Genomic DNA, 25,609 nt, shown 5'->3' with positions numbered 1-25,609 from the left:
TTCTCTAGTATCTTAAGAAAATAAATCACTTGAAAGATATCTTTCACCGGTATCGCATGCGATGCAGACAACCACGTCATCAGGGCCAAGAGTTTTAGCAACTTCAATGGCAGCGTAGCAAGCGGCACCTGAGGATGGTCCAACTAATATTCCTTCTTCACTAGCCAATCTTCTTGTGATTGAGTAGGCATCTTCATCCGTAATTTTATGAATCTGGTCGTATACATCCTGGTTTAGTATTTCAGGTATAAATCCTGGGCTCGTTCCTACTAATTTATGCTTCCCGGGCTGGCCCCCAGAAAGGACTGGGGAGCCTGCAGGTTCCACTACATGGACGTGCAAATTTGAATAATGTTCTTTTAACACTTCACCCGTTCCAGTTATCGTCCCTCCTGTTCCCGCAGTGGCAACAAATGCGGAAAGGGGCTTACCAATTTCCTTCATCGCCTCAACAATTTCAAGAGCGGTAGAGTGTCTGTGTGCATCTGGATTTGCTTCGTTTTCAAATTGCATAGGTAAATAACTATTTGGTATTTCTTTCGCAAGCTCTTGTGCCTTTTTAATCGACCCAGGCATTTTTTCATCACCTGGTGTTAAAACAACTTCAGCACCGTATGCCTTTAATAAATTTATGCGTTCCTTTGTCATGGTATCAGGCATGACTAATATGGAACGGTATCCTCGGGCTGCAGCATTCATGGCTAGTCCAATTCCTGTGTTCCCGCTTGTCGGCTCAATAATGGTTGCACCTTTTTTTAATAATCCCTTCTGTTCAGCTGTAATAATCATGTTGAATGCAGCACGATCCTTTACGCTTTTACTAGGATTAAAAAATTCGAGTTTTAAATAGACGGAAGCACCATTATTTGGGGCCAAACGATTTAATTTAAGTAAAGGGGTTTCCCCAATTAGTTCTGCAATATTTTGAACAACTTTCATCTAATGTTCTCCTAACCTTCAATTATTTTCCTTAGAATTCGAAATTTTTACTACAAAAATGGGAAATGTAACATATAAAAGAGAATAACTTTATTATACCTAAAGAGGTATATTGTATTCAAACATATGTGCTTCATGTAATCGTCATTTTTTCGATTCCGTTACAATCTCTGTTAAAATATAAGAAAGCTTGAAAGGTTTGAAAAATTAATGGATAAAAAAACTCATTTTTTTTATGCAGTAAAAATACCAAGTGATACGAAAAAACTTGTATATAATAAATTACTTCCACTCCAAAAAGAATTTCCTTTTCAAAAATGGGTTCATCCTGAGGATTATCATATTACTCTAGCCTTTTTAGGTAACTCAGAAATAGGCATGTTGGAAAAGTCAATTCAATTTGTATCAGATGCACTTAAGAAAGAAAATACTTTTCCTTTAGAAATGGAAGGACTAGATACTTTTGGAAGAAAGGAGTCTCCAAGAATCTTTTGGGTGCGATTAGTGGAACAAATATGTTTATACGAAGTAAGGAAAAAGGTATTTCATGCTTGTGAGTTAGCGGGTTATTCCCTAGAGAAGAGACCGTTTCATCCACATATAACAGTAGCAAGAAAGTGGAAGGGTGATACCCTATTTACGCCTGAATCACTACAACAAAAGAACCCTTTTGTTCGTGACACTATCTCGTTTGTTGCTAATGAAATGGTGTTATACCAGACACATTTGGAAAGAGAACCAAAATACGAGGTTATTCAATCTTTTAAGTTATAGATCATCTGTTTATAGAAAGGAAAACCCGTATGGGACAATTAATTAAACTGCAAGATTATGTTTCACGTTACGAACAAAATATTTATGAATATCCAACTAGATATGTAAGGTTGAAAAAGCAGCAATGGGAAAAAATCTATTCTCTCTGGGAGTCAGATTCTATTATTGAAAGCATTCAACCCGTCTTAACGAATTGGTTAGAAGAAGATAAACAGCCTTTAGTTGATCGTATGAAGGGGTTTTTTAAAAGAGAAAGAAAAGACGAAGTAGCGGTGGAGAAGGAGATACAATCGGAGGTACAAGAATCTTCAGGTCTTTCATTTTCCCCTTCTTTTACCTTTAAACCAGCTACTGAAGTTGAGCTCAAGCATCAATTTCTTGACCAATTATTTCGTTTTCAAATGAAATGGGCGAGCACAACCTTGTTAGAGCAATCAAATATCAGTAAGAAGTATTTGTATGATCACAGACTTAAGTACTTTTTGCAACGCTTTCCCGATACAACGCTCGTGATGTATGAGCCAATCTTTCTATTGAAAAAAGCTCCGGTAGAAGTAGAGACGATCTTGATCACTCCAACAGATGTGTGGTGTATCAGTTTCTTAGAGGAAGAGGACCATGCTGTATTTCAAGGGACGAAAGAAAGGTTTTGGATAATGCGTCATCAAGATCAGGAACAAAAGGTGCTAAATCCACTTATTGGACTAAATCGTACAGAAAAAATTGTAAAGAAAATATTTGAGTTGTATGAAATAGAGTTGCCGATTCATAAAGTAGTATTAAGTAGAAATGGCTATATTGATTATCCTTATCCACCCTATGGTATACAACTCATTGAAAAAAGAAATTACGAAGATTGGTTTCGAACGATGAGAAGCAATAAAACTCCACTAAAGCATGCTCAGCTAAAAGCAGCACAAATGCTCCTGCAGTTTAGCCAAACAACTAGTATGCGCCGACTAGAATGGGATGTTTTAAATAAAGGGGAACAAGAAGAAAAAGAATTTTAGATACGTATGGGATGAGAAAAATGGGGAAATTATACTTTATTATTAATCCAAATGCGAAAAATGGCTACAGTTTAAAAGTATGGGCTAAAGTAGAAAAAGAATTAGAAAGAAAACAAATACCCTACGAAGCCTTTCTGACCGCTTATAAAGGAAATGGTGCTGAAATAGCGATGTTTCTTGCTAAGCAAGAAGGCGAGATAATAATCACTGTTGTTGGAGGAGATGGAACATTAAATGAGGTAGTTAATGGGGTCATCTCTATTCCACATGTAAAGGTTGGATTTATTCCCGCTGGTTCTGGAAATGATTTTGCAAGAGGATTTCAAATACCAAGAAATCCTCTTCATGCATTATCTGTATTGTTAAGAGAGAGAAAGCAAGAACCGAGGTTAGCAGACATTGGTAGAATATCAAGCTCTAGTATGGAGGACCTGTACTTCATAAATAACATGGGAGCAGGTCTAGACGGCTTAATTTCCAAACTCTCCAATCAATCTAAGGTGAAAAAGTGGCTAAATAATTTTTCCTTGGGTGGCCTAGTATACGTGTACTTGCTTATTAAGGAAATTCTATTTTATCAACCGACAGATGTTCAACTTACTGTGGATGGAATCGTTTATGATTTTCCTGCTACCTGGTTTGTGACTGTGGCCAACCAGCCGTTTTATGGCGGAGGAATGCAAATTGCTCCAAATGCCAAAACCGATGATGGCTTGTTAAATATTATTATCGTACATCGTTTATCAAGGCTAAAAATGCTTTCTGTGTTTGTAAGCGTTTTTTGGGGTGGTCATGTCGCCTTCAAAGAAGTGAAGATGTTAACTGGACGAGAAATTCAAATATATTCTTCTACCCCAATGATGGCACATGCTGATGGTGATTATTTTGCTGAAACGCCTTTACAAATTCAGGCTTGTCAGCAGGTGTTGCCAATTATAACAAGGGGAATAAAGAAGGATAGGGGGCAGAAGGAGCTGAAAAATGCATGATTATTATTGAAAGACTTTTTTATGCCTATTTAGATGATGTGAACATAATTACGATCTTGTTACCTATGAGTTATCATAATGGCGAGTCAAAGGAATTTTCACTTAAAGCTGGTGATCAAACGGAGAAATTAGCTATTATTGAGAAAATACGATTACATGATTCCGTTAAATATATTTGTACTACCGATAATAAACCAGAAATCGGATTGACTTATTGTGTAATGGATGAATATGGAGGAGAGACGGATCTCCAAATTGGAGCGGTTATCCGTACTCCGCAGTTTGACGAAAAATTTTACTATGACGGGCCTTTAGGGATTCAATATTCACCAGAAAGGACCATCTTTACACTTTGGGCGCCTACCGCAACACAATGTCAGCTTAAACTTGCTAGAACAGCTGACGATCAAACATGTCATTACGAAATGACTCGTATGGAAAAAGGAATATGGGTCACTACGGTAGAAGGAGATCTGGAAGGATATCACTATACTTATCTCGTTTGTGTGAATCTTCAATGGAGAGAAGCGGTAGATCCTTATGTTGTTGCTGTTACAGCTAATGGGGAAAAAGGAGTGATAGTCGATCTGAATCGAACCCCTGTGGTCAGTAAACCGCTAACAGGATTTAATTCCCCAACTGACGCTATTATTTATGAAGCACATATTAGAGACTTAACCATCCACCTAAATAGTGGAGTTACAGATAAAGGTTTATATTTAGGTGCGAGTGAACGAGATACGTTTACTAGCCACGGTCAGCTTACGGGTCTTAGCTATATAAAAAATTTAGGAGTAACTCATATTGAGCTCCTTCCGCTTCATGATTTTGCAGGTGTTGATGAGCTGGGGGATAAGGAAGATTATAACTGGGGATATAACCCAATACACTTCAATGCGCCTGAAGGAAGTTATTCATCAAATTGTCATGATCCGTATGCAAGAATCAATGAATTAAAGATGTTAATTGGCGCTGTTCATGATGAAGGACTTCGAGTGATATTGGATGTTGTATACAACCATGTATACATTAGAGAAGAATCTTCTTTTGAAAAAATTGTACCCGGCTATTTTTTTCGACATGATCAAAATGGAATGCCCTCTAATGGAACTGGAGTAGGAAATGATATTGCTTCAGAACGAAAAATGGTGAGGAAATTTATCGTCGAATCGGTACTCTTTTGGAAAAAAGAATATGGTATAGATGGGTTTCGGTTTGATTTGATGGGGATCTTAGATATAGAGACAATGAATGAAATAAGAAAATCACTTGATTTATTGGATCCTTCAACCATTATGATTGGGGAAGGATGGGATTTAAATACGCCAATTGCTATTGATACAAAGGCGAGTATTCGTAATCAGAAGAAACTTCCAAGAGTTGGTCAATTCAATGACTTCTTTAGGGATACGGTAAAGGGCAATACATTCAATCTCCATGATAAAGGCTACGCATTAGGAAATGAAAGATATTACGAGGCTGCAAAGAAAATTTTAGCAGGTAGTGTAGGTTTGAAGGAAAAGGGATTGTTTCAAGAACCGATTCAATCGGTAAATTACATTGAATCTCATGACAACCATACCTTTTGGGATAAACTCCTTATATGTGAAAAAGAGGAACCTGAGGAGATTAGAAAAAAGCAACAGAGATTGGCAACCGCATTTGTTCTCCTTTCTCAAGGAGTTCCCTTCTTACATTGTGGCCAAGAATTTTTTCGGACAAAAAAAGGTAACGGAAATAGTTATAGAGCCCCTAATGACATTAATCAAGTTGATTGGGACCGAGTATTTGAAAACAAAGAGCATGTAGATTATATCAAGGGATTAATCAAATTAAGAAAATCACATCAAGCATTCCGTTTTCATTCTACCGAACTGATTAATAAGCATATGTCTTTTTTACCAGTGGAAAAGCCCGTTATAGGATACACCCTTCGTGATGTTAGGAAATTTGGAATATGGAGTGAAATCATCGTACTACTCAATCCTCTAAAAACAGAACGTTATGTTTCGTTACCTACCGTTGATTGGCAGGTCATTGTGGACCAAAACATCGTGGAAATGAATGGGATTTATCAATTACATGAAAAAGAATTTAGTCTCCCTCCACTTAGTGTGTATGTACTAGTCAAGTAAGAAAGTATGATGTCTCTACTTGACGAAGGAAACACTAGGAGATAAAATCTATAAAAGATGGCTATTGTCGATTTTCTTTACAATAGCCGTCTTTTTTACTTGTAAGAGACTTGTGCATTGCCATGGTGAATACTTAATAGAGTAAAGCTACTTATTTATAGAAACTAACGACGCAGTTAAAATGAAGGTGAACAATTTTGGAACACTTATTTGGACAAGAGTGGGAAATCGTTCCTGCAGGAGGAGCGACAGGAGAAGCGTTTATTGCACAGCATGAAGATCAGAGGCTCTTTCTTAAACGAAATTCCTCTCCATTCCTTGCCGTATTATCAGCAGAAGGTATTGTTCCAAAGCTAATTTGGACGAAAAGGCTTGAAAACGGGGATGTAATCACTGCTCAGCAATGGTTAGAGGGCAGAGAGCTAAAGCCGCAAGATATGAATACGAAGCGAGTGGCAAAACTTCTAAAGAAAATCCACCAGTCGGAAGCCTTACTCGGCATGCTAAAAAGGATGGGGAAAACACCCTTAGAGCCTGTTCATCTTTTGTCCATTGTAGTGGAGGGGCTAGATAAGGAAGTGCAATCTCAAGCGGCCATCCAAGAGGCTCTATTATTCTTGCATCAGGAGCTCGATCGTATACATTATGAGGAAAAAGTTGTTTGTCATTGCGATGTTAATCACAATAACTGGTTGCTCACAGTAAGCAACCAGTTGTATCTCATTGATTGGGATGGCGCGATGATTGCAGACCCTGCCATAGACTTAGGGATGATGCTGTACTGGTATCTCCCGCAAGACAAATGGCGCGAATGGTTGGACATGTATGAAATAGAGCTGACGGACGAACTGATGCTACGAATGAAATGGTATACGATTGCACAGACCATTTCATCTATTCAATGGCATAAAAATAAGGATAGATACGAAGAGATGAATTACTGGGTCAATTATTTAGCTACACTGGTTGCTCAAGAAAATTGATCGATTTCTGATACCCACTGTCCAAGTTGTTCTTGGTGTGACTCGATATGTTGATCAAGTTCATTCGTATTTGTACCTTGCTGTGAATAACTGTAAATTTGTTCCAGTATATTTTTTGTATCATGATTGAGTTCCGTGTTAACCATTAGTGATTTTACCAAACGTTCTAATTGTTCACATTCAGATACGGACCCGCAACAATCGGTACTGTGATTCGTTAATATATCTTTTAATAAATTCATTTGATCTTTCTGTTCTAAAGGCATTCGATACACCCTTTCAAGGTTGCTTGAAAATACGCAAAAAGGAACTTCACATTTATGTTGTGAATTCCTTTTTTTATTTATACGTAAATTAATTATATGGACGAAGTATTAGTTTGGGTTGCAACAAAATTGTTCGCATGATATGGTTTGAACGATAGATTATTTTAGGGGTGTCAACATGCGTTTAAGAAATAAGCCTTGGGCAAAGGATAGGCTCGAATCCTATCCGCAATATGTTGTAGCAAATCCAGAAAGCTACAAAGGAAATTGGAATAAAGTATTCGGTAATGACCAGCCTATTCATATCGAAATTGGAACAGGTAAAGGTCGTTTCATTACTGAAATGGCTAAAGCAAATCCACATATTAATTATATTGGGATTGAGGTATATAAAAGTGTAATTGTGATTGCTCTCGACCGTCTAATTGAGGAAGACCTTCCTAATCTGCGTCTAATGAACGTAAATGCTGTCGAACTTCAGAACTATTTTGCTAAGGGTGATGTTGATCAAGTTTATTTAAATTTCTCTGATCCTTGGCCAAAAACACGCCATGAGAAGAGGCGGTTAACATACAAAACCTTCCTTTCCATTTATGAAAATATTCTGGTAGATAATGGTGAGATTCATTTTAAAACAGATAATCAAGGCTTATTTGAGTTCTCTCTTAAAAGCTTTTCAGAGTACGGAATGCTTTTAAAGTATGTAAGCTTAGATCTTCATAATAGTTCTTATGAAGGAAATATTATGACAGAATACGAAGAGAAATTTTCCGCCAAAGGCTTTCGTATCAATCGTTGCGAAGTTCAATTTCAGAAAAAATAAGCAGTCCTACTATTGTAGGACTGTTTTTTTCGTAAGGAGTTGGGTAAGTTAATAATATTTACGGAGATTATGTGAAGGGGGAAGAATGAATGCTCACTCCAGAACAGCGAATTGAGTTGCATGGATTTAATAACTTAACTAAGTCACTTAGCTTCAATATGTATGATATTTGTTATACAAAAACCAGGCAGGAGCGGGAAGCTTACTTAGAGTATATTGATGAACAATATAATGCAGATCGGTTAACAAAAATTTTAAAAAATGTGTCCGATATTATTGGTGCACATGTTCTAAATATTGCTCAGCAGGACTATGTACCACAGGGTGCAAGTGTGACCATTCTCGTGTCTGAAGGACCTGTAGTAGAGGTTCCCACAGAGTCAACATATGATGAATCACCAGGACCATTACCAGATAATGTTGTGTTTCAGTTAGATAAAAGTCATATCACTGTTCACACGTACCCTGAGTATCATCCATATGAAGGAATAAGTACCTTCAGAGCCGATATAGACGTTTCTACCTGTGGGGAAATTTCTCCTTTAAAAGCGTTACATTACTTAATACATTCATTTGATACAGATATTATGACTATTGATTATCGGGTACGCGGATTTACGAGGGATAAAGATGGTCATAAATTATTTATAGACCATGATATTACTTCCATTCAAAACTTTATTCCAGACGAGATCAAAAATCAATATGATATGATTGATGTGAATGTGTACCAAGAAAACATCTTTCACACGAAGTGTAAATTGAAAAATTTTGATTTAAATAATTACTTATTTGGATACACAAAGGATTCGTTAAGCCTATATGAGCAGGAAGAAATCACAGAAAGCTTAACCTCTGAAATGGATGAAATTTTTTATGGGAAGAATTTTTTACAGTAAATTGAGTGAGTCTATTTTCTTAATAGACTCTTTTTTATATTCCTAAAAAAGGAAGGGATGGTACAATACAGGTATATGACCTAGGGGGGATGAAATGGAAACGTTGCAGTTAAACCATGTTAAGCTTACTTGGTTGAATGGTGGAGTTACTCATTTAGATGGTGGTGCCATGTTTGGTGTCGTACCGAAAGCACTTTGGTCAAAGAAATACCCTCATAACGACAAGAATCAAATTGAACTTAGAACCGACCCTATTCTAATCCAGCAGGATGGAAAAAACTTTTTGGTTGAGACTGGAATAGGGAAAGGAAAGCTCTCTGACAAACAATTAAAGAATTTCGGTGTAACAGAGGAATCAGAACTGCTACAATCCTTAGAAGTACTTGGATTAACAAAAGAAGATATTGATTATGTCTTAATGACACATATGCATTTTGATCATGCTTGTGGGCTAACAGAAAAAGTAAATAACGAGTATGTATCTGCATTTCCTAATGCAGAAATTATCGTTTCCACAGTAGAGTGGAATGAAATGAGAAAACCAAATATTCGGTCTCAAAATACATACTGGAAAGAGAATTGGCAAAGTATAGAATTACAGGTTGTTCCCTTTGAGCAAGAGTGGGTCAATGGGAAAATAAAAATGGTTCATACTGGTGGACATAGTGATGGACATTCCATTCTTATTGTAGAGGATGACAATGAAGTGATTGTTCATATGGCAGATATCATGCCCACTCATGCCCATTTAAATCCACTTTGGGTTATGGCATATGATGATTATCCAATGAATTCGATAGAGGCAAAACAAAAGTGGCTCCAATTTGGAATGGAGAAACATGCTTGGTTTACCTTTTATCATGATGCTTTCTATCGAGCGATAAAGTGGAATGAACATTATGAAATTGTTGAGTCAGTAAAGAAAGTCATATAAGAAAAGCTGCCTTTCGGCAGCTTTTCTTATAGTGGATATACTTCTAAAATAGATCCGGTTTTTGCATCTGAAATAAATTCGTATTGTTCTAAAGTATCATTTACCGTTCGTGATACTCCACCTTTATACACATCATAGGTGATGTTATTTTTTTCAAACGGCTCGGTTGTCATTTGAATCCAAGAGCCGCTAATCGGACCTCTTTCTTTAAATTTTGCCTTTGCGTGTGAAAGGGCTTTTTCTGGGGACACTTTGCCCTTTTGGGAGACCCACTCGCTAGCTAGAAAGCCTGAAATGATTCCAACAGAAACACCAGTTAAAAATGATTTCCAGTTCATAAAGCCCCTCCTTTTACATACCAATAACTCCTTCTTCCATCATATCAAATTTTGCGTACATAATTAAGAGTGACAGCCAATAAAGTGGTAACACGTAGGAAAGTTCAGTAAAATAAGATTGTAGATAAAGAGTCATGTGAATATTAGGAGGTCATAATACATGAATTCGAAGACATTACAGCTTTTTAAAACGTTAACGGAACTTCAGGGTGCATCTGGAAACGAGCATTTGGTTAGAAAGTTTATGCGTGAACAATTTACTCAGTATTCTGATGAAATCATTCAAGATAATTTAGGAAGTATTTTTGGAGTGAAGCACGGAAATGCCAATGGCCCTCGTGTTATGGTTGCAGGACATATGGACGAGGTAGGATTTATGGTTACTGCGATTACTGATAATGGGATGATTCGTTTTCAGCCATTAGGCGGCTGGTGGAGCCAAGTTCTACTAGCACAGCGTGTACAGGTCATGACAAATGACGGTCCTGTTATTGGGGTGATTGCTTCCATTCCTCCTCATCTATTGGACGAAAGTAAGAGAAGTAAGCCGATGGAAATTAGCAATATGTTGATTGATATTGGGGCAGATAGCAGGGATCATGCAAAAGAATTAGGAATTAAGCCGGGGCAGCAAATAGTGCCAATCTGTCCGTTTACCCCAATGGCAAATGAAAAGAAAATAATGGCAAAGGCTTGGGATAATCGATATGGATGTGGTTTAGCTATTGAATTATTAGAAGAAGTTCAAGGAGAGACCTTACCAAACACTTTATATTCTGGAGCAACCGTTCAGGAAGAAGTTGGATTAAGAGGGGCGCAAACAGCAGCGTCATTGATAAAACCAGATATTTTCTTTGCCCTTGATGCAAGTCCTGCAAATGATGCTGCGGGTGATAAAAATGAGTTTGGTCAATTAGGAAAAGGAACGTTGCTAAGAATTCTAGATCGATCAATGGTAACCCATCGTGGGATGAGAGAGTTTGTTCTAGATACAGCAGAAACGCATAATATATCCTATCAATACTTTGTCTCCCCTGGTGGTACTGATGCTGGACGAGTGCATATTTCAAATGAAGGTGTTCCAAGTGCTGTTGTTGGTATTTGCTCTCGATACATTCATACTGCCGCTTCGATTGTTCATGTTGATGATTATGCTGCAGCAAAAGAGCTTTTAATAAAACTTGTAAAAGCTTGTGACCAGACTACAGTAGATACAATTAGACAAAATAGTTAAAAACAAGAGGAGGTAACCATTGGGAACCTCCTTTCATATTGAAGTTGAGGTGTAGGTATATGCATGTGGCAGTAGGTTCAAAAAACCAAACGAAAGTAAAAGCTGTTGAAGAGGCTTTTAAGGGATATGATGCAAAAGTTAAGGGAATGGATGTCGCATCTGGAGTAAGTGAACAACCATTTTCAGATGAAGAGACGATTCAAGGAGCCATCAATCGAGCGCAAGCAGCCCTTGAAATCAGTGGTGCAGAAATAGGGATTGGTCTTGAAGGTGGAGTACAGCAAACGAAATTTGGTATGATGTTATGTAATTGGGGGGCATTAGCTCAACATGGAACTCCCCCCATTATCAGCGGCGGAGCTAGAATCTTATTACCAAAAGAAATTGAGCATAGGCTTTTAGTAGGGGAAGAATTGGGTCCGATTATGGATGATTTCATGGATAAAGTAAATATTCGAAGCAAAGAAGGAGCAATAGGAATCTTGACGAATGGGCTTATTCCAAGGAAGGAAATGTTTCTTCACGTTAGCTCTTTGCTTGTCGGTCAATATGAATACAGGAACATAAATGGTTTAGATACACAATTGTAACAATTGGAAGGCTTGTCATTGGATAGGGAGACGGGTATGATAGAAAAGAAGACAATAGTTCCTATGTAGGGAGGAAGAAAGTATGAGAAAGTATATACAGGCATCTCTCCTCTGTATAGCTGCTCTATTTTACCTTAGTGGATGTTCTGCATCCTTTGACGAAGAGGAAACAGAAACAGTTGATGTTGTGGAGAACTCATTTAAGGAAGAGGCTAAAAAACCAAATAATAAAACTGAGGAAATTGAGTATTATTTACCTTTTGGTTTTGAAGTGGATGAAGAATCTCCGAATAATATTATTTTAAAGAATGGTTCAAAAACATATATATTGTTTTACAATCCAATAGAAGCTCAAGATAGTGAAGTCGTTTACCAAGCAACTGTCGCTCAAGACAAATATGATATCGATAAAGTAATTAAAACAAATGGGAAATATGGCTTTCTATTAGTAAAAAAGCTCGAAGATCATATGAATGAGCTTACTATTGGTGTCGGTGGTATGAAGATTACCACAGAAACAAAAACTAGGTCCCTAAGCAGCGAAGCAGATATGATGAGTGACATCGTTAACTCCATAAAGTTAAAAGAAAGCGAAGGATGAATTCCTTCGTTTTTTATTAGAAGCTAATTTCTTTTCAAAAGAAGCTACAATGTTTTAGAATATGGGGTAGTCTGAATAACTATTTACGTACTGTATAAACTGTTATGGGAGGTAATCATATGAAAATGCTTGAGAGTGTAGAACAGTTTGAAACGATGAAAAACAACGGGAAACATATATTTATGTTTTCAGCAAATTGGTGTCCAGACTGCCGAGTGATAGAGCCAGTCTTGCCAGAAATAGAAGCGAAATATAGTGAATACAAGTTTGTACATGTGGATCGTGATCAGTTTATTGATCTTTGTATTAGCTTAGATGTGTTTGGAATCCCAAGCTTTATTGCGTTTGCAGATGGAAACGAGTTAGGTCGTTTTGTCAGCAAAGACCGGAAAACCCAAGAGGAAATTGAGCAATTTATCGAAGGTCTATAATAAAAAAATAGCTCCCAATCCTCACAAGATTGGGGCTATTTCATGTAGATAAAAGCGAAATTCTCCAATAAGGAGGCAAAGTATATATGAAAATGGATAGTAAAAAAATGAAGATGGAGCTTGAAAAGCGCCTTCAAAGTGATAACCGAACGATCACTTATGATCGTAAAAATGATCAATTACGTATAGAGAGCAAGGAAAGTGGAAGAGGAATTACGGTTGAGTTTCCTAGAATTATAGCAAAATGGGAAGTAGACAAAGAAAAGGCCATCGACGAAGTTGTATATTATGTGGAGGAAGGCCTTAAGGCAATGGATGAGAAAACGACTCAAGAAGGTGAAAAGACTCGGATTTTCCCTGTCATACGCTCTACGTCTACTCCTGTTGTATCGCGTGAAGAAATTCCTTTAGTATATGATGATCATACGGCTGAAACTAGAGTTTATTATGCGTTAGATTTGGGAAATGCATACCGAATTATTGATGAAGCATTAATGGCAAAGGAAAATTGGACGAGAGACTATATTCGGGAAGTCGCTCTTTTCAATGTAAGAAGCCTAAAAACTACTATGAAACGTGATGAAGTGGCAGGAAATATCTTTTATTTTCTCAATACAAATGACGGGTATGATGCAAGCCGTGTCCTAAACGATGCGTTTTTGAAGGAAATGAGTTCGAAAATTACTGGAGATATGGCGATAGCGGTTCCACATCAGGATGTATTAATTCTTGCAGATATTCAAAATGAGACAGGGTATGATATTCTCGCACAAATGACCATGAGCTTTTTTGCCAGCGGTCGCGTCCCAATAACGGCATTATCCTTTTTATATGAAAATGGTGAATTAGAACCCATCTTTATCTTAGGAAAAAACAGAAGTAAAAAACCAAACTAAAGGGCCAATGGTGGTCCTTTTTTTCGTTAGGGTGTCCTAAATCTAAGATCAACAAGCTAAGAATTGGTTAGGTCAAAAGATTCAAAATTATATTATTACTAGCAATCTTTTATTTCTTATCGATATTATTGTATTCAGTGATAAAATAAGAAGACATGATGAGATAGAAGAAAGAGTGATAAGGTTTGAATTGGTTTAAGAAATTGTTTAGCAAAATAAGTGACGATGAAGCGGAAGAAATATATGAACAAAAAGTAGAATCATTTAAAGAAACAAAAAAAGAACAAAAAGATATGGATGCTCGAATTGTCTACCAGTATCCGAAAGGTAAATTTAAGTTTCCGTTAATACCTGATGAACGAGAAATGCAACAAACAGCTAGAAAAAGTAGAAAAGAAAGGACTTCTTCCCGTCAACGAACAGAACCAGTTATGAAAAGTGAAACGGTTCGTTCGAAACCTAGAGTCAGCCCACTGACAGAAAGCAAAGTAAGTCCACCTACTAAAAGTGAAACGAAAAATAGAGATGTGTCAAGAAGGCCGTTTCGACCAACAGAAATTCCTTCTCCCGTCCATGGATTTGAGAAAAGGGTAAAAACGCAGGAGGAAAAGCCGGTAGAGTACGAGTTAAATTCCTTTTTGAAGAAAGAGTACATAGAACGTTCTTCAGAAACACCTGTTAAAGTAGAAAAAATAGAAAAACAGACCATTGAAGAAATTGTTCAAGTAGAAGAAACGATTATAAATACGGATCCAATTGATTTCATTAGCATGGATGTTACGGAGGAATTGCTTCCTGCAGAAACAGGTGCAGAAACGGATCATGATCATCTAGATCAAATAGAGACAGTTGAAGAGGAAGTTTTAGAGCACTATGTCCCATTGGTGACTACTGGGGAATTGGAGGTTGCCGTAGCAGTTGAGAGTTTTGCCGAGGAAGCGGAAGAACTAGAAGGTGAACAGAGTGTACAAATAGACGAACTGAACGTATTTGAAAAGAGTATACAGACAGAAGATCTCAATGTAGCTGAAGAGGAACTTGAACAGGTAGAGGTGCAAACAATCGAAGAAAGCACGCAACAAAATACCGAACAGGAGGAATTAGATGGTCATGAAGAACCTCCTGTCGAACCTGCGCCTAAACGCAAGCAATTGCCTTTTAATGTATTAATGTTGAAAGAAGATCGTCGTAAATTAGAGGAAAAAAGAAATCAAATAAAGAATGAGGCCACTATTGAACCTCCGATACCTTTGATACCTGAAAAGGAAGCAGAAGACAAAGAGAAGCTTACTAATGTCAATCAGATAGCTGAAGTGATTGATGAAGAAAATCCGTACTACGTTTTCCCAGAGCTCGATCTCCTGTCACCTCCTGTTATTTATGATACAAGTGGGGAATGGCTTGAAGAGCGGGAAAGACTTCTTAACGACACGTTAGAAAGTTTTAACGTTCGAGCAAGTGTGGTAAATGTAACACAAGGTCCATCGGTTACAAGGTTTGAAGTGCAACCAGAGCCGGGTGTAAAGGTAAACAAAATTACTAATTTAGCAGATGATATAAAATTAAGTCTTGCCGCAAAAGATATTCGGATTGAAGCACCGATTCCCGGGAAGCACACGATCGGGATTGAGGTCCCAAATGAAGTAAGTAGACCGGTTTTACTCTCAGAAATTATTAACAGCCCAGAATTTCTCGAATCGAAATCACCTTTAACAGCTGTACTCGGACTAGATATATCAGGGAAGCCAATTGTAACTGATTTGCGTAAAATGCCGCATGGCTTAATTGCAGGTGCTACTGGATCGGGGAAAAGTGTGTGCATAAATACCATCTTAGTCAGTCTTCTCTATAAAGCTAGACCGGATGAATTAAAGCTTCTTTTAATTGATCCGAAGATGGTGGAGCTAGCACCTTATAATCAAATACCGCATCTTGTAAGCCCAGTAATTACCGATGTAAAAGCAGCTACAGCAGCCCTAAAGTGGGCTGTCGAAGAAATGGAAAGACGATACGAATTATTTGCACATACAGGTGTACGTGAGATTAATCGTTTTAATGAACAATGTGAACAGCATAATCAACATGCTGATAAGCTACCGTTTATTGTCATTATTATAGATGAATTGGCAGACTTGATGATGATGGCTCCTGCTGATGTCGAGGAAGCGATATGTCGTATTGCCCAAAAGGCTAGAGCATGTGGTATTCACTTAATTATTGCAACACAACGCCCGTCTGTTGATGTTATTACCGGATTAATTAAAGCAAATGTTCCTACAAGAATCGCCTTCTCTGTATCAAGTCAAATCGATTCTCGTACGATTATTGATATTGCCGGAGCGGAACGTCTACTTGGTCGTGGGGATATGCTATTTTTAGAAAATGGTTCTTCAAAGCCTGTTCGTCTACAAGGTACATTTGTATCGGATGAAGAAATTGATCAAGTAGTCGCTCATGTACGAAGGGAACAAAGTCCAAACTACTTGTTTCATCAAGAGGAACTCTTAAAGAGGGCTGCTGTTACAGAAGAAGAAGATGAACTATTTTTTGAAGCTTGTGAATTTGTTGTTGATCAAGGATCTGCTTCTACCTCTAGCCTTCAAAGAAGATTCAAGATTGGATATAATCGAGCAGCTAGGTTAATTGATATGATGGAGAAAAACGGGTATATTTCTGAAAATCGTGGAAGTAAACCGCGTGATGTATTAATTACTCAGGATGATCTTCAAAGTATACAAGAAGTGTAAGTATGGTTATTTTAGGCTTTTTTTCATAAACTATGGAGTAAAATAGACATAGAAAGAAAAGGTATTATGGCCAAACGTTGCATAGTTTTTATAATTAAAAAATGATATAATGTCACAATATGATAAAATCGTGTTCACTATTTGCAAACAAAGAGGCTTGTAATGCAAAAATGAGCAAATAAAAGAAAATGTCATATACTGTGATACAGTTAGAAGATGGTTGGAGGTTCTTTATATGACAATTTACCATTTTGTGGGTATAAAAGGATCTGGAATGAGTGCACTAGCACAAATTCTTCATGATATGAATTTTGAGGTTCAGGGTTCAGATGTTGAGAAACGTTTCTTTACACAAACGGCCCTTGAGCATTTAGGAATAAAGATCCTACCTTTCCAAAAAGAAAATATTGTACCAGGATTAACAGTTATTGCTGGAAATGCCTATAAAGATGAACATGAAGAAATTCAAGAAGCGATGAAACTAGGTTTACCTGTCATTCGATATCACCGTTTCTTAGGTGATTTTATGCAAAATTTCACTAGTATTGCTGTGACTGGTGCCCACGGGAAGACATCTACAACCGGGCTCCTTTCGCATGTCATGAGAGGTGCAAAACCAACTGCGTTTTTAATCGGAGATGGTACTGGTAAAGGAGAAGAGAATGCCGATTATTTTGTATTTGAAGCTTGTGAATATAGAAGGCATTTCCTTTCGTACTTTCCAGATTATGCAATTATGACGAATATTGATTTTGATCACCCTGACTATTTTGCCAATATTGATGATGTTTTTTCAGCATTTCAAGAGATGGCATGGCAGGTGAAAAAAGGGATTTTTGCTTGTGGCGATGATGAACAGCTTCAAAAGATTCAAGCAAAAGTGCCGGTTGTTTTTTATGGCTTTGGCGAAGAAAATGACTTCCAGGCTAGAAATGTTGTAAAAACTACTGAAGGAACGACCTTTGATGTATTTGTTAGAAACACTTTTTATGATACATTCCAGGTACCAACCTTTGGTGATCACAATGTATTAAATGCTCTTGCTGTTATTGCCATTTGTCACTATGAGGAGCTGTCAGCTGATAAGGTCAAGGAACAGCTCTTAAGCTTCACAGGTGTTAAGAGAAGATTTACAGAAAAACATGTCGGCTCTCAAGTGTTGATTGATGATTATGCACATCATCCAACGGAGATTAAGGCGACGGTTGATGCAGCAAGACAAAAGTATCCAGATCGTGAAATTGTTGCTGTATTCCAGCCTCATACATTTACAAGAACACAAACATTTTTAGAGGACTTTGCTAATAGTCTTCAATTAGCAGACAAAGTCTATTTATGTGATATCTTCGGTTCGGCCAGAGAAAACCATGGTAAGTTATCCATTGAGGACTTACGTAATAAGATTGAATCTGCTGAAATGATTAACGAAGAAAATACAGAAACTCTAAAGCAACACGTAAACAGTGTCATCCTGTTCATGGGAGCAGGAGATATTCAAAAGTTTCAAGAAGCTTACGAACGCCAATTATAAAAAGATGCAGCTTTGATGGCTGCATCTTTTTGTTATTTTAAATTTTCGGGATTTAATACCTCGAGCTCTTTAATTACGAAGCGTCCATCCTTTCTAACTAACACATCATCAAAGTACATTTCTCCTCCGCCGTAGTCGCTGCGTTGAATATTGACCATATCCCAGTGAATGTTCGAATGATTTCCATTAAAGGCATCATCATAACATTGGCCAGGCGTAAAATGGAAGCTACCATCAATCTTTTCATCAAATAAAATATCTTGCATCGGATGTAAGATAAAAGGATTCACACCAATGGCAAACTCTCCGACAAAGCGTGCCCCTTCATCTGTATCGAATATTTTATTAATCCGCTCTGCATCATTTGCAGTTGCCTCAACAATTTTCCCATCCTTAAAGGTTAGTTTTACATTTTCAAATGTAAAGCCTTGATAGGGAGATGGTGTGTTGTAAGTGATGACTCCATTGACAGAATCACGTACTGGAGCCGTATATACCTCTCCATCAGGAATATTCATTTGCCCCGAGCACTTGATGGCAGGTATGTCTTTGATCGAGAAGGATAGTTCCGTTCCTGGGCCAGTGATTCTTACTTTGTCGGTTTTGTTCATTAATTCTACCAAGGCATCCATTGCCTGATCCATTTTCCCATAATCTAAATTACAAACATTAAAGTAAAAATCTTCAAAGCCCTCTGTGCTCATTTTTGCTAGTTGCGCCATTGATGAATTTGGATAACGCAGGACTACCCATTTCGTTTTAGGAACACGGATATCACGGTGTACTTTCTTTCCGATTGTTGATCCGTGAATTTTCATCTTGTCATCGGGAACATCAGCGTGCTCATTGATATTGTCACCGGAACGTAACCCTATGTATGCATCCATTTGACTCATAACGTTTGCTTCAAAATCTGCCATCAAGTTAAATTGTTTTTCTTCGGCACCAAGAAGCAATGCTCGGTCCACTTGCTGATCTTTAAGAAGTACGAAAGGATGTCCTCCCGCTGCATATGCTTCCTTTACTAATGCTGTTACTAGCTCTCGCTGCAAACCAAAATTTTCAATTAGCACCTTTTCACCAGGTTGTAGCTTAACAGAGTAATTAATAAGGTTTTTGGCTAGAAGCTCAATGCGTGAATCTTTCATTTTTTTCCCTTCCTTTAAAAAAACTTTTTAATACATTTATTATTGTAACCTAAAGGGCGAAAATTGGCGCATTTATAACAATTTTGTTTTATTTATGGTAAAATTTTAATATTGATTTATTACGATTGACGTTTAATGAATTCTTAGTAGGGTAAGTAATGAAATGTAAGCGTCAATGGAGGTGCAGGATATTTTGGAGTGGATACTTTATGTCAGTGCAGGGATTGCGGCAATTGCTTTTCTTATTTTAGTTATTTTTCTATCGAAAGCGTTACAGTCTCTTCAAGTAACCTTAGATAGTATTTCAAAAACATTAAATGGGTTGGAGCGTCAGCTGGACGGCGTCACAAGGGAAACAACGGACTTGTTGCATAAAACCAATGCCCTAGCGGAAGATATTCAAAAGAAATCAGATAGCTTAGGAAGTGTCGTTGATTCCGTTAAGGATGTAGGAGTAACGATTCAAAAGTTTAACTCTTCACTTCAAACGATCACAAATTCTGTGAACTTTGCAGTTGAGGAAAATAAGGACAAGGTTAGTCAAGTCCTCCAATGGGGCAATGTCCTTCTGGAAATGAAGGATCGATGGACTCATAGGAAAAAGGAAAAGGCAATTGTTGAAAAAGGTCCTACCGAGAAGGGAAGAGAAAGAGGTTATTATTAGAGGAGGAATATGATATGGTGAATCACGAAACTGAAAAGGAAAATCGACAAAATGTAAATGAAACATCAGGGTCGAAAGAATTTTTATTGGGTGCCATCATCGGAGGGCTTGTTGGAGCAGCAACGGCACTATTCCTCGCTCCAAAGTCAGGAAAAGAAATGAGAACAGATTTAAACACACAAGCTGGAAATTTAAAAGGGAAGACTAGTCAGCTCTATGATGTAGCAAAAACAAAGAGTACTGAATTAGCAGAGGTTGCTAAAGTAAAGTCCTCTTCCATTGGACAAGCTGTTTCCAAGCAATCCAATGACATTATGAGTAAAGTGAAGTCAGTCAAACCTGTTGATGTCACGGAAACAGACGTCGTATATGAAGAAGATTTTTCTCCTGTGTTAAGTGAAGACAAGGAGCTTCAAAGAAAGCTAGAAGAAACAAAAAGAGCTTTTGATGAAACAGAATCTCAGTTAAATCATTAATAAGCAGATAAATATTCAAAAGCGCAGTGTAATGATATTATATCTACACTGCGTTTTTTATTATAACTTGTGTAAAATATACTTATACATATCCTTAGGAGGGTTAGAAATGGAACAAATTCAAACGAAGGAGCAATTTGATGCTCTTGTAGACAATGAGAGTTTTTATCTTTTAAAGCACTCGAATACTTGTCCAATCAGTCAAGCAGCTTATGAGGAATACGAAGAATTTACTAATAACTCAAGTGTTAAAAGCTATTATTTAATTGTTCAATCATCGAGAGAGCTTTCAAATTATATCGCAGAACGCTTTCACATTAAACATGAGTCACCACAAGCCATCCTATTTGTAAAAGGGGACGTTGCTTGGCATGCCTCTCACTGGAAGATTACAAGCAAAACGTTAGCTACCGTTTCGCAAGAAAATCAAATATGATAATAAAAGGAAGCCAGGTATCATGTGATAACCGGGCTTCCTTTTTGAGTTGGAAAAATGATCTGTAAAGAGTCGAACGGTTCAAGAGGATCATAGAACGTTGTTACTTCTTTGTTCTTCAAAAGTATGAATGACCCATTTGTTTCTTTTGGAAGGTCAATGTTGACCTCTTTAAAAATGTCTTGAAAGATAAAGGGCTGTAAACGTTGATGGATGATACTTAAGGAGTCACCATCATAGATGATGCTATCTTCATACAAAATTTGATTTCCTCGTTTCACAACGGTGATACTCTTTTTTAAGAGTATTTCTTTATCATTAAATGTAACAGGTATGGTTTGATTAAGTATATATTGATTTGCATCAGCAAGATCTTGTAGAGTAATATTTTCCCTCAGTTGTACGGTGATTTTGTCATGATTCTCAAAGCTGCTTTGAAGCCTTGTTTCCATCCCATTACGGTAGAGCTTAGCTGAATAGGAGGGGTAAAATGTATCCTTACCATTCAGGATTAGATGAAGTGGTCGAAGATCTGCCATAAGATTGGACAGATTTAGATAATGAAACAAATCTTCAAGTGTCTTCGGAAATTGAAACACAATGACATCTCGATCATTTAGTAGATAATTTTTATCGATCGTTTCACCATTGCATATAAATATTGGTTCAACTTGATATGCTTTTCCGTTGATCTCTATTTCTTTGGTTGGGATTTCATCAAGTAACTGACCAATGGATAATGTAGTACGTTCTCCATCTTGTCCTTTTTCAACATACAGAATATCTCCGTTTTCAATAGAATCGTCTAGGGCACAACTTTCTCCATTTTTCATTAATGTCGGAGGATGACCATATTGACCAGGAATGGTTATATTTTTCTCATTTAAAGTAATGATCATGGCTAGTCCAGGTCGACCGTACAGCTTATTCATTTTAATTCCTGCAGCTAATAAACAATCTCCAACTGTTAATTTTTTTACCTCGAATAGTCGAACGGGTTGTTCATTTACGTAAACCGTCATATATTGTACCGGTGATTGTTTGGCAGCTAAGGCAATACCAATAGGTGTGACAAGCTCTGGTCCTTTAGTGATTTTCTCAGAAATCGTTAATGACGAAATGGCATCGATCCCTCTAATGGCGACTCGATTTGGAGGAAGCTCAAGCCTTTCAGCCATTTTTTTTGCCAGTTCAGGTGTTAAGCTTCCACCTCCGACCAGCATAACTGCTTTTGGAGATTTTCCATTGTTAAGCTGTAATACCTCATCGCAAATGGAACCAGCAAGGCGATCAATGGCATAAGAAATTTGTTCGATTGCCTCCCCCTTCGAAACCTCTGTCTCAAATCCCAGAATATCAGTGACTGTTATGGACTCTTGGGTATTTAATTGTCTTTTAGCCTTTTCGGCTAAAGGGAAATCAAGTAAGTATTGATCACTGATTGCTTCTGTAATTTCATCTCCTGCGATAGGAACCATTCCATAAGCAATCACTGTTCCCATATCAGTTAAGGCAATATCAGACGTTCCAGCACCGATATCCACCAACGCTACATTTAACCGCCTCATGGAGGGGGGGATGAGAACATTGATGGCTGCTATCGGTTCCAGAGTTAGAGCTTCCATCTCTAACCCTGAGCGTGTTAAGGCAGCTAATAAAGATTCAACCACAACTTTCGGTAAAAAAGTGGCAATAATTTCGACAGATGCCTCGTCTCCTTGTTGGTCAATCAGGCTACCGATTTCTTCTCCATCTAAACGATAATAAAGCACAGAATATCCGACACAATAATAATAATGACTTTTCTCTTCCTTATATTTCTCAGCAACTGCTGCTTGAGCTTGTTGAACAGCTAAAAGCTCCAGATGAAGAATGTCCTGTTTTTGCATAATTGGTTTGCCGTTAATGGGAAGTGATACCTTTGAGCGTTCCGTTTGTAAAGCCCTTCCCGCAGCTGCGACGCATACCTTTTGAAGAGGACCATGTTTTTTTTCAAGTTTTTCTTTTATTTGGGTAATAAGCTTTGATACAGCCATAACATCATGAATTTGGCCATCTAACATCGCGCGCTCCGAATGTTCGATTGATAACATATCAACCACATGATATTGACCATTGGTTTCTTCTAGGATAATACCAACACATGAGCGAGTACCTATATCTAAAGCAAACAATTTATTATTCATTGACAAAGTAAATCACACCTTCTAGCTTAGGTTCATATAATAAAGAATCTACTTTAATACTTAAAAGCGTTTAATTATTAAAGAAAATTGCGTGACATTTGAAAAAATTTCATATATAATGACTCTAACTTATATAGAAATGTAACACACTTTATGAAGCGGATAAAGAACAATCCTTCTTTGGTTTTCCTTTTCGCATGTAATAAAGCATTGTTTTCAAATCTACAATTCAAAGGGGCGAGAAATGATGAGTAATGTTGAGTTAGATCAGCTTAGGGACCGTGTTGACGAGTTAAATGTTGAGCTTTTAAAGTTAATTAATGAAAGAGCTAGACTTGTTCAAGAAATTGGACGTGTAAAGGAAACACAAGGGGTATTCCGTTACGATCCAGTTCGTGAAAGAAGCATGCTTGATATAATTAAGGAAAACAACGATGGACCTTTCGAAAATTCTACGGTTGAACATATTTTCAAAGAAATATTTAAGGCTGGGTTAGAGCTTCAAAAGGATGATCATAGCAAAGCATTGCTTGTTTCTCGTAAGAAGAAAGCTGAAGATACAATTGTTGAAGTAAAGGGAGAAAAAGTTGGACATGGCATCCCACAATTAATTTTCGGACCATGTGCAGTTGAGTCATATGAGCAGGTTGCTGCTGTTGCTGCTTCCATCAAAGAAAAAGGATTAAAATTCATGCGTGGTGGAGCATACAAGCCTAGAACTTCACCTTATGATTTCCAAGGACTTGGTGTAGAAGGATTAAAAATTTTAAAAAGAGTAGCTGACGAGTACGATCTAGCTGTAATTAGTGAAATCGTAAGCCCAGCTGACATAGAGAAAGCTGTTGACTATATTGATGTCATCCAAATTGGTGCACGTAATATGCAGAACTTTGAGCTTCTAAAAGCTGCAGGTGCTGTAAATAAGCCGGTCCTATTGAAGCGTGGACTTGCTGCAACGATTGAAGAATTTATTAATGCAGCTGAATATATTATGTCTCAAGGTAATGGCCAAATTATCCTTTGTGAGCGTGGTATTCGTACGTATGAAAGAGCAACAAGAAACACATTAGATATTTCAGCTGTGCCTATCTTAAAGCAAGAAACACATCTACCTGTTCTAGTTGACGTAACTCACTCAACTGGACGCAGAGATCTCCTTCTTCCAATGGCAAAAGCAGCCCTTGCTGTAGGTGCAGATGGAGTAATGGCAGAAGTTCATCCAGATCCAGCAGTTGCATTGTCGGATTCGGCTCAACAAATGAACATTGACCAATTTAATGCTTTCTACAAAGAAATTCAAGCTTCTAACTTAGTGCGTGTATAAGATATAACACAAAAAACCGACTTATGAGAGCTGATCATAGTCGGTTTTTTTGCGTTTTCCACCGTAAAATTGTTTTTTTTGTTAAATAGATAGCCTTTACATTGCGACAATTCACTATGTGAAGTATGATAATGATACATAAATAGACAAGTTTCGATTTTTATATAATGGTTAAAAATGACAGACTTGCAGTAAAATAAACGTAAAGTTAGGACGTATATAGAAGGAGTGGGTATTGTGAACATAACAATTTATGATGTAGCACGTGAAGCAAATGTTTCCATGGCTACAGTGTCACGTGTTGTGAATGGTAATCCAAATGTAAAACCAGCTACAAGAAAGAAAGTTTTAGAAGTGATTGAAAGATTAGGCTATCGTCCAAATGCCGTAGCAAGAGGATTGGCTAGTAAAAAAACAACAACGGTTGGGGTAATTATCCCAGATATCTCGAATCCATTTTTTGCAGAACTTGCTCGTGGTATTGAAGATATTGCGACCATGTACAAATATAACATCATCTTAAGTAACTCAGACCAAAATAAGGACAAGGAGTTACACTTGTTGAACACCATGCTTGGAAAACAAGTGGATGGAATTGTATTTATGGGTGGAAATATATCTGAGGAGCATGTGGCAGAATTTAAAAGATCCCCAGCTCCAATTGTTCTTGCTGGATCCTTGGAAGATTCTGAACAAGTACCTTCTGTAAATATTGATTATGAGCAAGCTACGTTTGATGCTGTAAATACCTTTATTGAAAAGGGACATAAAAGAATTGCTATGGTAATTGGTCCTTATCATGAACCGATTAACAAAGAGAAGAAGTTGGTAGGTTACAAAAAGGCATTAGAGGCAGCTGGAATTCCTGTTGAAGAAGCCCTTATTGTTGAGGGAGATTATACGTACGATTCAGGTATTGAAGCGTTTGACAAGTTAATCGAACTTCCTGAAAAACCAACAGCTATCTTTGTTGGTTCTGATGAAATGGCCGTCGGAGTTGTACATGGAGCACAAGATAAAGGGTACAGCGTTCCTAATGACTTCGAAGTGATCAGTTCAGACAATACAAGAATTTCTCTTATGGTAAGACCACAACTAACAACGGTTATCCAGCCTCTGTATGATATCGGTGCAGTTGCGATGCGTTTGTTAACGAAATTTATGAATAAGGAAAAAGTCTCAGAACATACAGTAGTACTTCCGCACCGAATTGAGCTAAGAAGCTCAACAAAGTAAACCGTTTGTCGATATGTAA

General features: G+C 37.4%; 25 protein-coding genes. 20 read left to right on the top strand and 5 right to left on the bottom strand.

The window, feature by feature from the left end:
* Positions 1–12: 12 nt before the first annotated feature.
* A complete protein-coding gene (gene cysK / locus ACQ5H4_RS16505) occupies positions 13–939 on the bottom strand; it encodes a cysteine synthase A (protein ID WP_430776092.1) in 927 nt (308 codons plus the stop codon).
* 210 nt (positions 940–1,149) lie between these two features.
* Between cysK and thpR the strand changes: the two genes are divergently transcribed.
* From thpR to ACQ5H4_RS16480, 5 genes are all read left to right on the top strand, one after another.
* Complete coding sequence (gene thpR, locus ACQ5H4_RS16500; protein ID WP_430776091.1) at positions 1,150–1,713, top strand: RNA 2',3'-cyclic phosphodiesterase; 564 nt, start codon at positions 1,150–1,152, stop codon at positions 1,711–1,713.
* A gap of 29 nt (positions 1,714–1,742) precedes the next feature.
* On the top strand, positions 1,743–2,723 hold the full coding sequence (locus ACQ5H4_RS16495; RefSeq protein WP_430776090.1) for an NERD domain-containing protein: 981 nt from the start codon (positions 1,743–1,745) through the stop codon (positions 2,721–2,723).
* Between the two features lie 20 nt (positions 2,724–2,743).
* Positions 2,744–3,712 carry a diacylglycerol/lipid kinase family protein gene (locus tag ACQ5H4_RS16490; RefSeq protein WP_430776089.1) on the top strand — a complete coding sequence of 323 codons (969 nt, stop codon included), beginning with the start codon at positions 2,744–2,746 and terminating at the stop codon, positions 3,710–3,712.
* Positions 3,709–5,847, top strand: a complete 2,139-nt coding sequence (gene pulA, locus ACQ5H4_RS16485) for a type I pullulanase (protein ID WP_430776088.1) — start codon at positions 3,709–3,711, stop codon at positions 5,845–5,847. Before ACQ5H4_RS16490 ends, pulA begins: the two co-directional genes overlap by 4 nt.
* Before the next feature lie 197 nt (positions 5,848–6,044).
* Entirely contained in the window at positions 6,045–6,830 is a 786-nt protein-coding gene (locus ACQ5H4_RS16480) for a phosphotransferase (RefSeq protein ID WP_430776087.1), read from the top strand.
* Here ACQ5H4_RS16480 and ACQ5H4_RS16475 read toward each other — a convergent pair.
* A complete protein-coding gene (locus ACQ5H4_RS16475) occupies positions 6,818–7,096 on the bottom strand; it encodes a YtzH-like family protein (RefSeq protein WP_430776086.1) in 279 nt (92 codons plus the stop codon). The genes ACQ5H4_RS16480 and ACQ5H4_RS16475 overlap by 13 nt on opposite strands.
* 178 nt (positions 7,097–7,274) lie before the next feature.
* Here ACQ5H4_RS16475 and trmB point away from each other — a divergent pair, with 178 nt between their 5' ends.
* The 3 genes from trmB to ACQ5H4_RS16460 all read left to right on the top strand — a co-directional run bounded on the left by trmB (position 7,275) and on the right by ACQ5H4_RS16460 (position 9,752).
* Entirely contained in the window at positions 7,275–7,919 is a 645-nt protein-coding gene (trmB, locus tag ACQ5H4_RS16470; RefSeq protein WP_430776085.1) for a tRNA (guanosine(46)-N7)-methyltransferase TrmB, read from the top strand.
* A gap of 89 nt (positions 7,920–8,008) precedes the next feature.
* The gene (gene speD / locus ACQ5H4_RS16465) at positions 8,009–8,818 is read left to right on the top strand and encodes an adenosylmethionine decarboxylase (protein WP_430776084.1); all 810 of its coding nucleotides are present in this window, start codon (positions 8,009–8,011) and stop codon (positions 8,816–8,818) included.
* Between the two features lie 94 nt (positions 8,819–8,912).
* Entirely contained in the window at positions 8,913–9,752 is an 840-nt protein-coding gene (locus ACQ5H4_RS16460) for a YtnP family quorum-quenching lactonase (protein ID WP_430776083.1), read from the top strand.
* 26 nt (positions 9,753–9,778) lie between these two features.
* On the opposite strand, the gene ACQ5H4_RS16455 is transcribed toward ACQ5H4_RS16460, so the two are convergent.
* The gene (locus ACQ5H4_RS16455; RefSeq protein WP_430776082.1) at positions 9,779–10,090 is read right to left on the bottom strand and encodes a PepSY domain-containing protein; all 312 of its coding nucleotides are present in this window, start codon (positions 10,088–10,090) and stop codon (positions 9,779–9,781) included.
* A gap of 160 nt (positions 10,091–10,250) precedes the next feature.
* Between ACQ5H4_RS16455 and ACQ5H4_RS16450 the strand changes: the two genes are divergently transcribed.
* The 7 genes from ACQ5H4_RS16450 (at position 10,251) to murC (ending at position 18,120) form a co-directional block, all read left to right on the top strand.
* Positions 10,251–11,324 carry a M42 family metallopeptidase gene (locus ACQ5H4_RS16450; RefSeq protein WP_430776081.1) on the top strand — a complete coding sequence of 358 codons (1,074 nt, stop codon included), beginning with the start codon at positions 10,251–10,253 and terminating at the stop codon, positions 11,322–11,324.
* A gap of 59 nt (positions 11,325–11,383) precedes the next feature.
* Positions 11,384–11,914 carry a DUF84 family protein gene (locus ACQ5H4_RS16445; RefSeq protein WP_430776080.1) on the top strand — a complete coding sequence of 177 codons (531 nt, stop codon included), beginning with the start codon at positions 11,384–11,386 and terminating at the stop codon, positions 11,912–11,914.
* Positions 11,915–11,996: 82 nt separating this feature from the next.
* On the top strand, positions 11,997–12,515 hold the full coding sequence (locus ACQ5H4_RS16440) for a hypothetical protein (RefSeq protein WP_430776079.1): 519 nt from the start codon (positions 11,997–11,999) through the stop codon (positions 12,513–12,515).
* Between the two features lie 119 nt (positions 12,516–12,634).
* Positions 12,635–12,946, top strand: a complete 312-nt coding sequence (locus ACQ5H4_RS16435; RefSeq protein ID WP_430776078.1) for a thioredoxin family protein — start codon at positions 12,635–12,637, stop codon at positions 12,944–12,946.
* Positions 12,947–13,038: 92 nt separating this feature from the next.
* Complete coding sequence (locus ACQ5H4_RS16430; RefSeq protein ID WP_430776133.1) at positions 13,039–13,842, top strand: DUF1444 domain-containing protein; 804 nt, start codon at positions 13,039–13,041, stop codon at positions 13,840–13,842.
* A gap of 185 nt (positions 13,843–14,027) precedes the next feature.
* On the top strand, positions 14,028–16,589 hold the full coding sequence (locus ACQ5H4_RS16425) for a DNA translocase FtsK (protein ID WP_430776077.1): 2,562 nt from the start codon (positions 14,028–14,030) through the stop codon (positions 16,587–16,589).
* Positions 16,590–16,824: 235 nt separating this feature from the next.
* A complete protein-coding gene (murC, locus tag ACQ5H4_RS16420; protein ID WP_430776076.1) occupies positions 16,825–18,120 on the top strand; it encodes a UDP-N-acetylmuramate--L-alanine ligase in 1,296 nt (431 codons plus the stop codon).
* A gap of 32 nt (positions 18,121–18,152) precedes the next feature.
* On the opposite strand, the gene ACQ5H4_RS16415 is transcribed toward murC, so the two are convergent.
* Positions 18,153–19,268, bottom strand: coding sequence for an aminopeptidase (locus tag ACQ5H4_RS16415; protein WP_430776075.1), 1,116 nt, complete (start codon positions 19,266–19,268; stop codon positions 18,153–18,155).
* Positions 19,269–19,461: 193 nt separating this feature from the next.
* Here ACQ5H4_RS16415 and ACQ5H4_RS16410 point away from each other — a divergent pair, with 193 nt between their 5' ends.
* The 3 genes from ACQ5H4_RS16410 to ytxJ all read left to right on the top strand — a co-directional run bounded on the left by ACQ5H4_RS16410 (position 19,462) and on the right by ytxJ (position 20,844).
* The gene (locus ACQ5H4_RS16410) at positions 19,462–19,932 is read left to right on the top strand and encodes a DUF948 domain-containing protein (protein ID WP_430776074.1); all 471 of its coding nucleotides are present in this window, start codon (positions 19,462–19,464) and stop codon (positions 19,930–19,932) included.
* A 14-nt stretch (positions 19,933–19,946) separates the two neighbouring features.
* Complete coding sequence (locus ACQ5H4_RS16405; RefSeq protein WP_430776073.1) at positions 19,947–20,408, top strand: YtxH domain-containing protein; 462 nt, start codon at positions 19,947–19,949, stop codon at positions 20,406–20,408.
* A gap of 109 nt (positions 20,409–20,517) precedes the next feature.
* Positions 20,518–20,844, top strand: coding sequence for a bacillithiol system redox-active protein YtxJ (ytxJ, locus tag ACQ5H4_RS16400; RefSeq protein ID WP_430776072.1), 327 nt, complete (start codon positions 20,518–20,520; stop codon positions 20,842–20,844).
* 20 nt (positions 20,845–20,864) lie between these two features.
* Here ytxJ and pilM read toward each other — a convergent pair whose 3' ends face one another.
* The gene (gene pilM, locus ACQ5H4_RS16395) at positions 20,865–23,030 is read right to left on the bottom strand and encodes a pilus assembly protein PilM (protein WP_430776132.1); all 2,166 of its coding nucleotides are present in this window, start codon (positions 23,028–23,030) and stop codon (positions 20,865–20,867) included.
* A gap of 247 nt (positions 23,031–23,277) precedes the next feature.
* Here pilM and ACQ5H4_RS16390 point away from each other — a divergent pair, with 247 nt between their 5' ends.
* Entirely contained in the window at positions 23,278–24,354 is a 1,077-nt protein-coding gene (locus ACQ5H4_RS16390) for a bifunctional 3-deoxy-7-phosphoheptulonate synthase/chorismate mutase (RefSeq protein ID WP_430776071.1), read from the top strand.
* A gap of 234 nt (positions 24,355–24,588) precedes the next feature.
* Positions 24,589–25,590, top strand: coding sequence for a catabolite control protein A (gene ccpA, locus ACQ5H4_RS16385; RefSeq protein WP_430776131.1), 1,002 nt, complete (start codon positions 24,589–24,591; stop codon positions 25,588–25,590).
* Positions 25,591–25,609 lie beyond the last annotated feature (19 nt).

It is taken from the genome of Bacillus coreaensis (assembly GCF_050586445.1).
Taxonomy (GTDB): Bacteria; Bacillota; Bacilli; order Bacillales; family Cytobacillaceae; genus Robertmurraya_A; species Robertmurraya_A coreaensis.
Note: the sequence above shows the minus strand (reverse complement) of the source record. Positions and strands in the feature narration are given on the sequence as shown.

Coding starts and splice junctions, on each gene's coding strand:
- ACQ5H4_RS16435 (WP_430776078.1), top strand. CDS start 12,635: ATGAAAATGCTTGAGAGTGTAGAACAGTTTGAAACGATGAAAAACAAC.
- ACQ5H4_RS16405 (WP_430776073.1), top strand. CDS start 19,947: ATGGTGAATCACGAAACTGAAAAGGAAAATCGACAAAATGTAAATGAA.
- ACQ5H4_RS16455 (WP_430776082.1), bottom strand. CDS start 10,090: ATGAACTGGAAATCATTTTTAACTGGTGTTTCTGTTGGAATCATTTCA.
- ACQ5H4_RS16415 (WP_430776075.1), bottom strand. CDS start 19,268: ATGAAAGATTCACGCATTGAGCTTCTAGCCAAAAACCTTATTAATTAC.
- ACQ5H4_RS16390 (WP_430776071.1), top strand. CDS start 23,278: ATGAGTAATGTTGAGTTAGATCAGCTTAGGGACCGTGTTGACGAGTTA.
- ACQ5H4_RS16495 (WP_430776090.1), top strand. CDS start 1,743: ATGGGACAATTAATTAAACTGCAAGATTATGTTTCACGTTACGAACAA.
- ACQ5H4_RS16460 (WP_430776083.1), top strand. CDS start 8,913: ATGGAAACGTTGCAGTTAAACCATGTTAAGCTTACTTGGTTGAATGGT.
- ACQ5H4_RS16445 (WP_430776080.1), top strand. CDS start 11,384: ATGCATGTGGCAGTAGGTTCAAAAAACCAAACGAAAGTAAAAGCTGTT.
- pulA (WP_430776088.1), top strand. CDS start 3,709: ATGATTATTATTGAAAGACTTTTTTATGCCTATTTAGATGATGTGAAC.
- murC (WP_430776076.1), top strand. CDS start 16,825: ATGACAATTTACCATTTTGTGGGTATAAAAGGATCTGGAATGAGTGCA.
- ACQ5H4_RS16475 (WP_430776086.1), bottom strand. CDS start 7,096: ATGCCTTTAGAACAGAAAGATCAAATGAATTTATTAAAAGATATATTA.
- pilM (WP_430776132.1), bottom strand. CDS start 23,030: ATGAATAATAAATTGTTTGCTTTAGATATAGGTACTCGCTCATGTGTT.
- cysK (WP_430776092.1), bottom strand. CDS start 939: ATGAAAGTTGTTCAAAATATTGCAGAACTAATTGGGGAAACCCCTTTA.
- thpR (WP_430776091.1), top strand. CDS start 1,150: ATGGATAAAAAAACTCATTTTTTTTATGCAGTAAAAATACCAAGTGAT.
- speD (WP_430776084.1), top strand. CDS start 8,009: ATGCTCACTCCAGAACAGCGAATTGAGTTGCATGGATTTAATAACTTA.
- ACQ5H4_RS16430 (WP_430776133.1), top strand. CDS start 13,039: ATGGATAGTAAAAAAATGAAGATGGAGCTTGAAAAGCGCCTTCAAAGT.
- ACQ5H4_RS16440 (WP_430776079.1), top strand. CDS start 11,997: ATGAGAAAGTATATACAGGCATCTCTCCTCTGTATAGCTGCTCTATTT.
- ytxJ (WP_430776072.1), top strand. CDS start 20,518: ATGGAACAAATTCAAACGAAGGAGCAATTTGATGCTCTTGTAGACAAT.
- trmB (WP_430776085.1), top strand. CDS start 7,275: ATGCGTTTAAGAAATAAGCCTTGGGCAAAGGATAGGCTCGAATCCTAT.
- ACQ5H4_RS16490 (WP_430776089.1), top strand. CDS start 2,744: ATGGGGAAATTATACTTTATTATTAATCCAAATGCGAAAAATGGCTAC.
- ACQ5H4_RS16450 (WP_430776081.1), top strand. CDS start 10,251: ATGAATTCGAAGACATTACAGCTTTTTAAAACGTTAACGGAACTTCAG.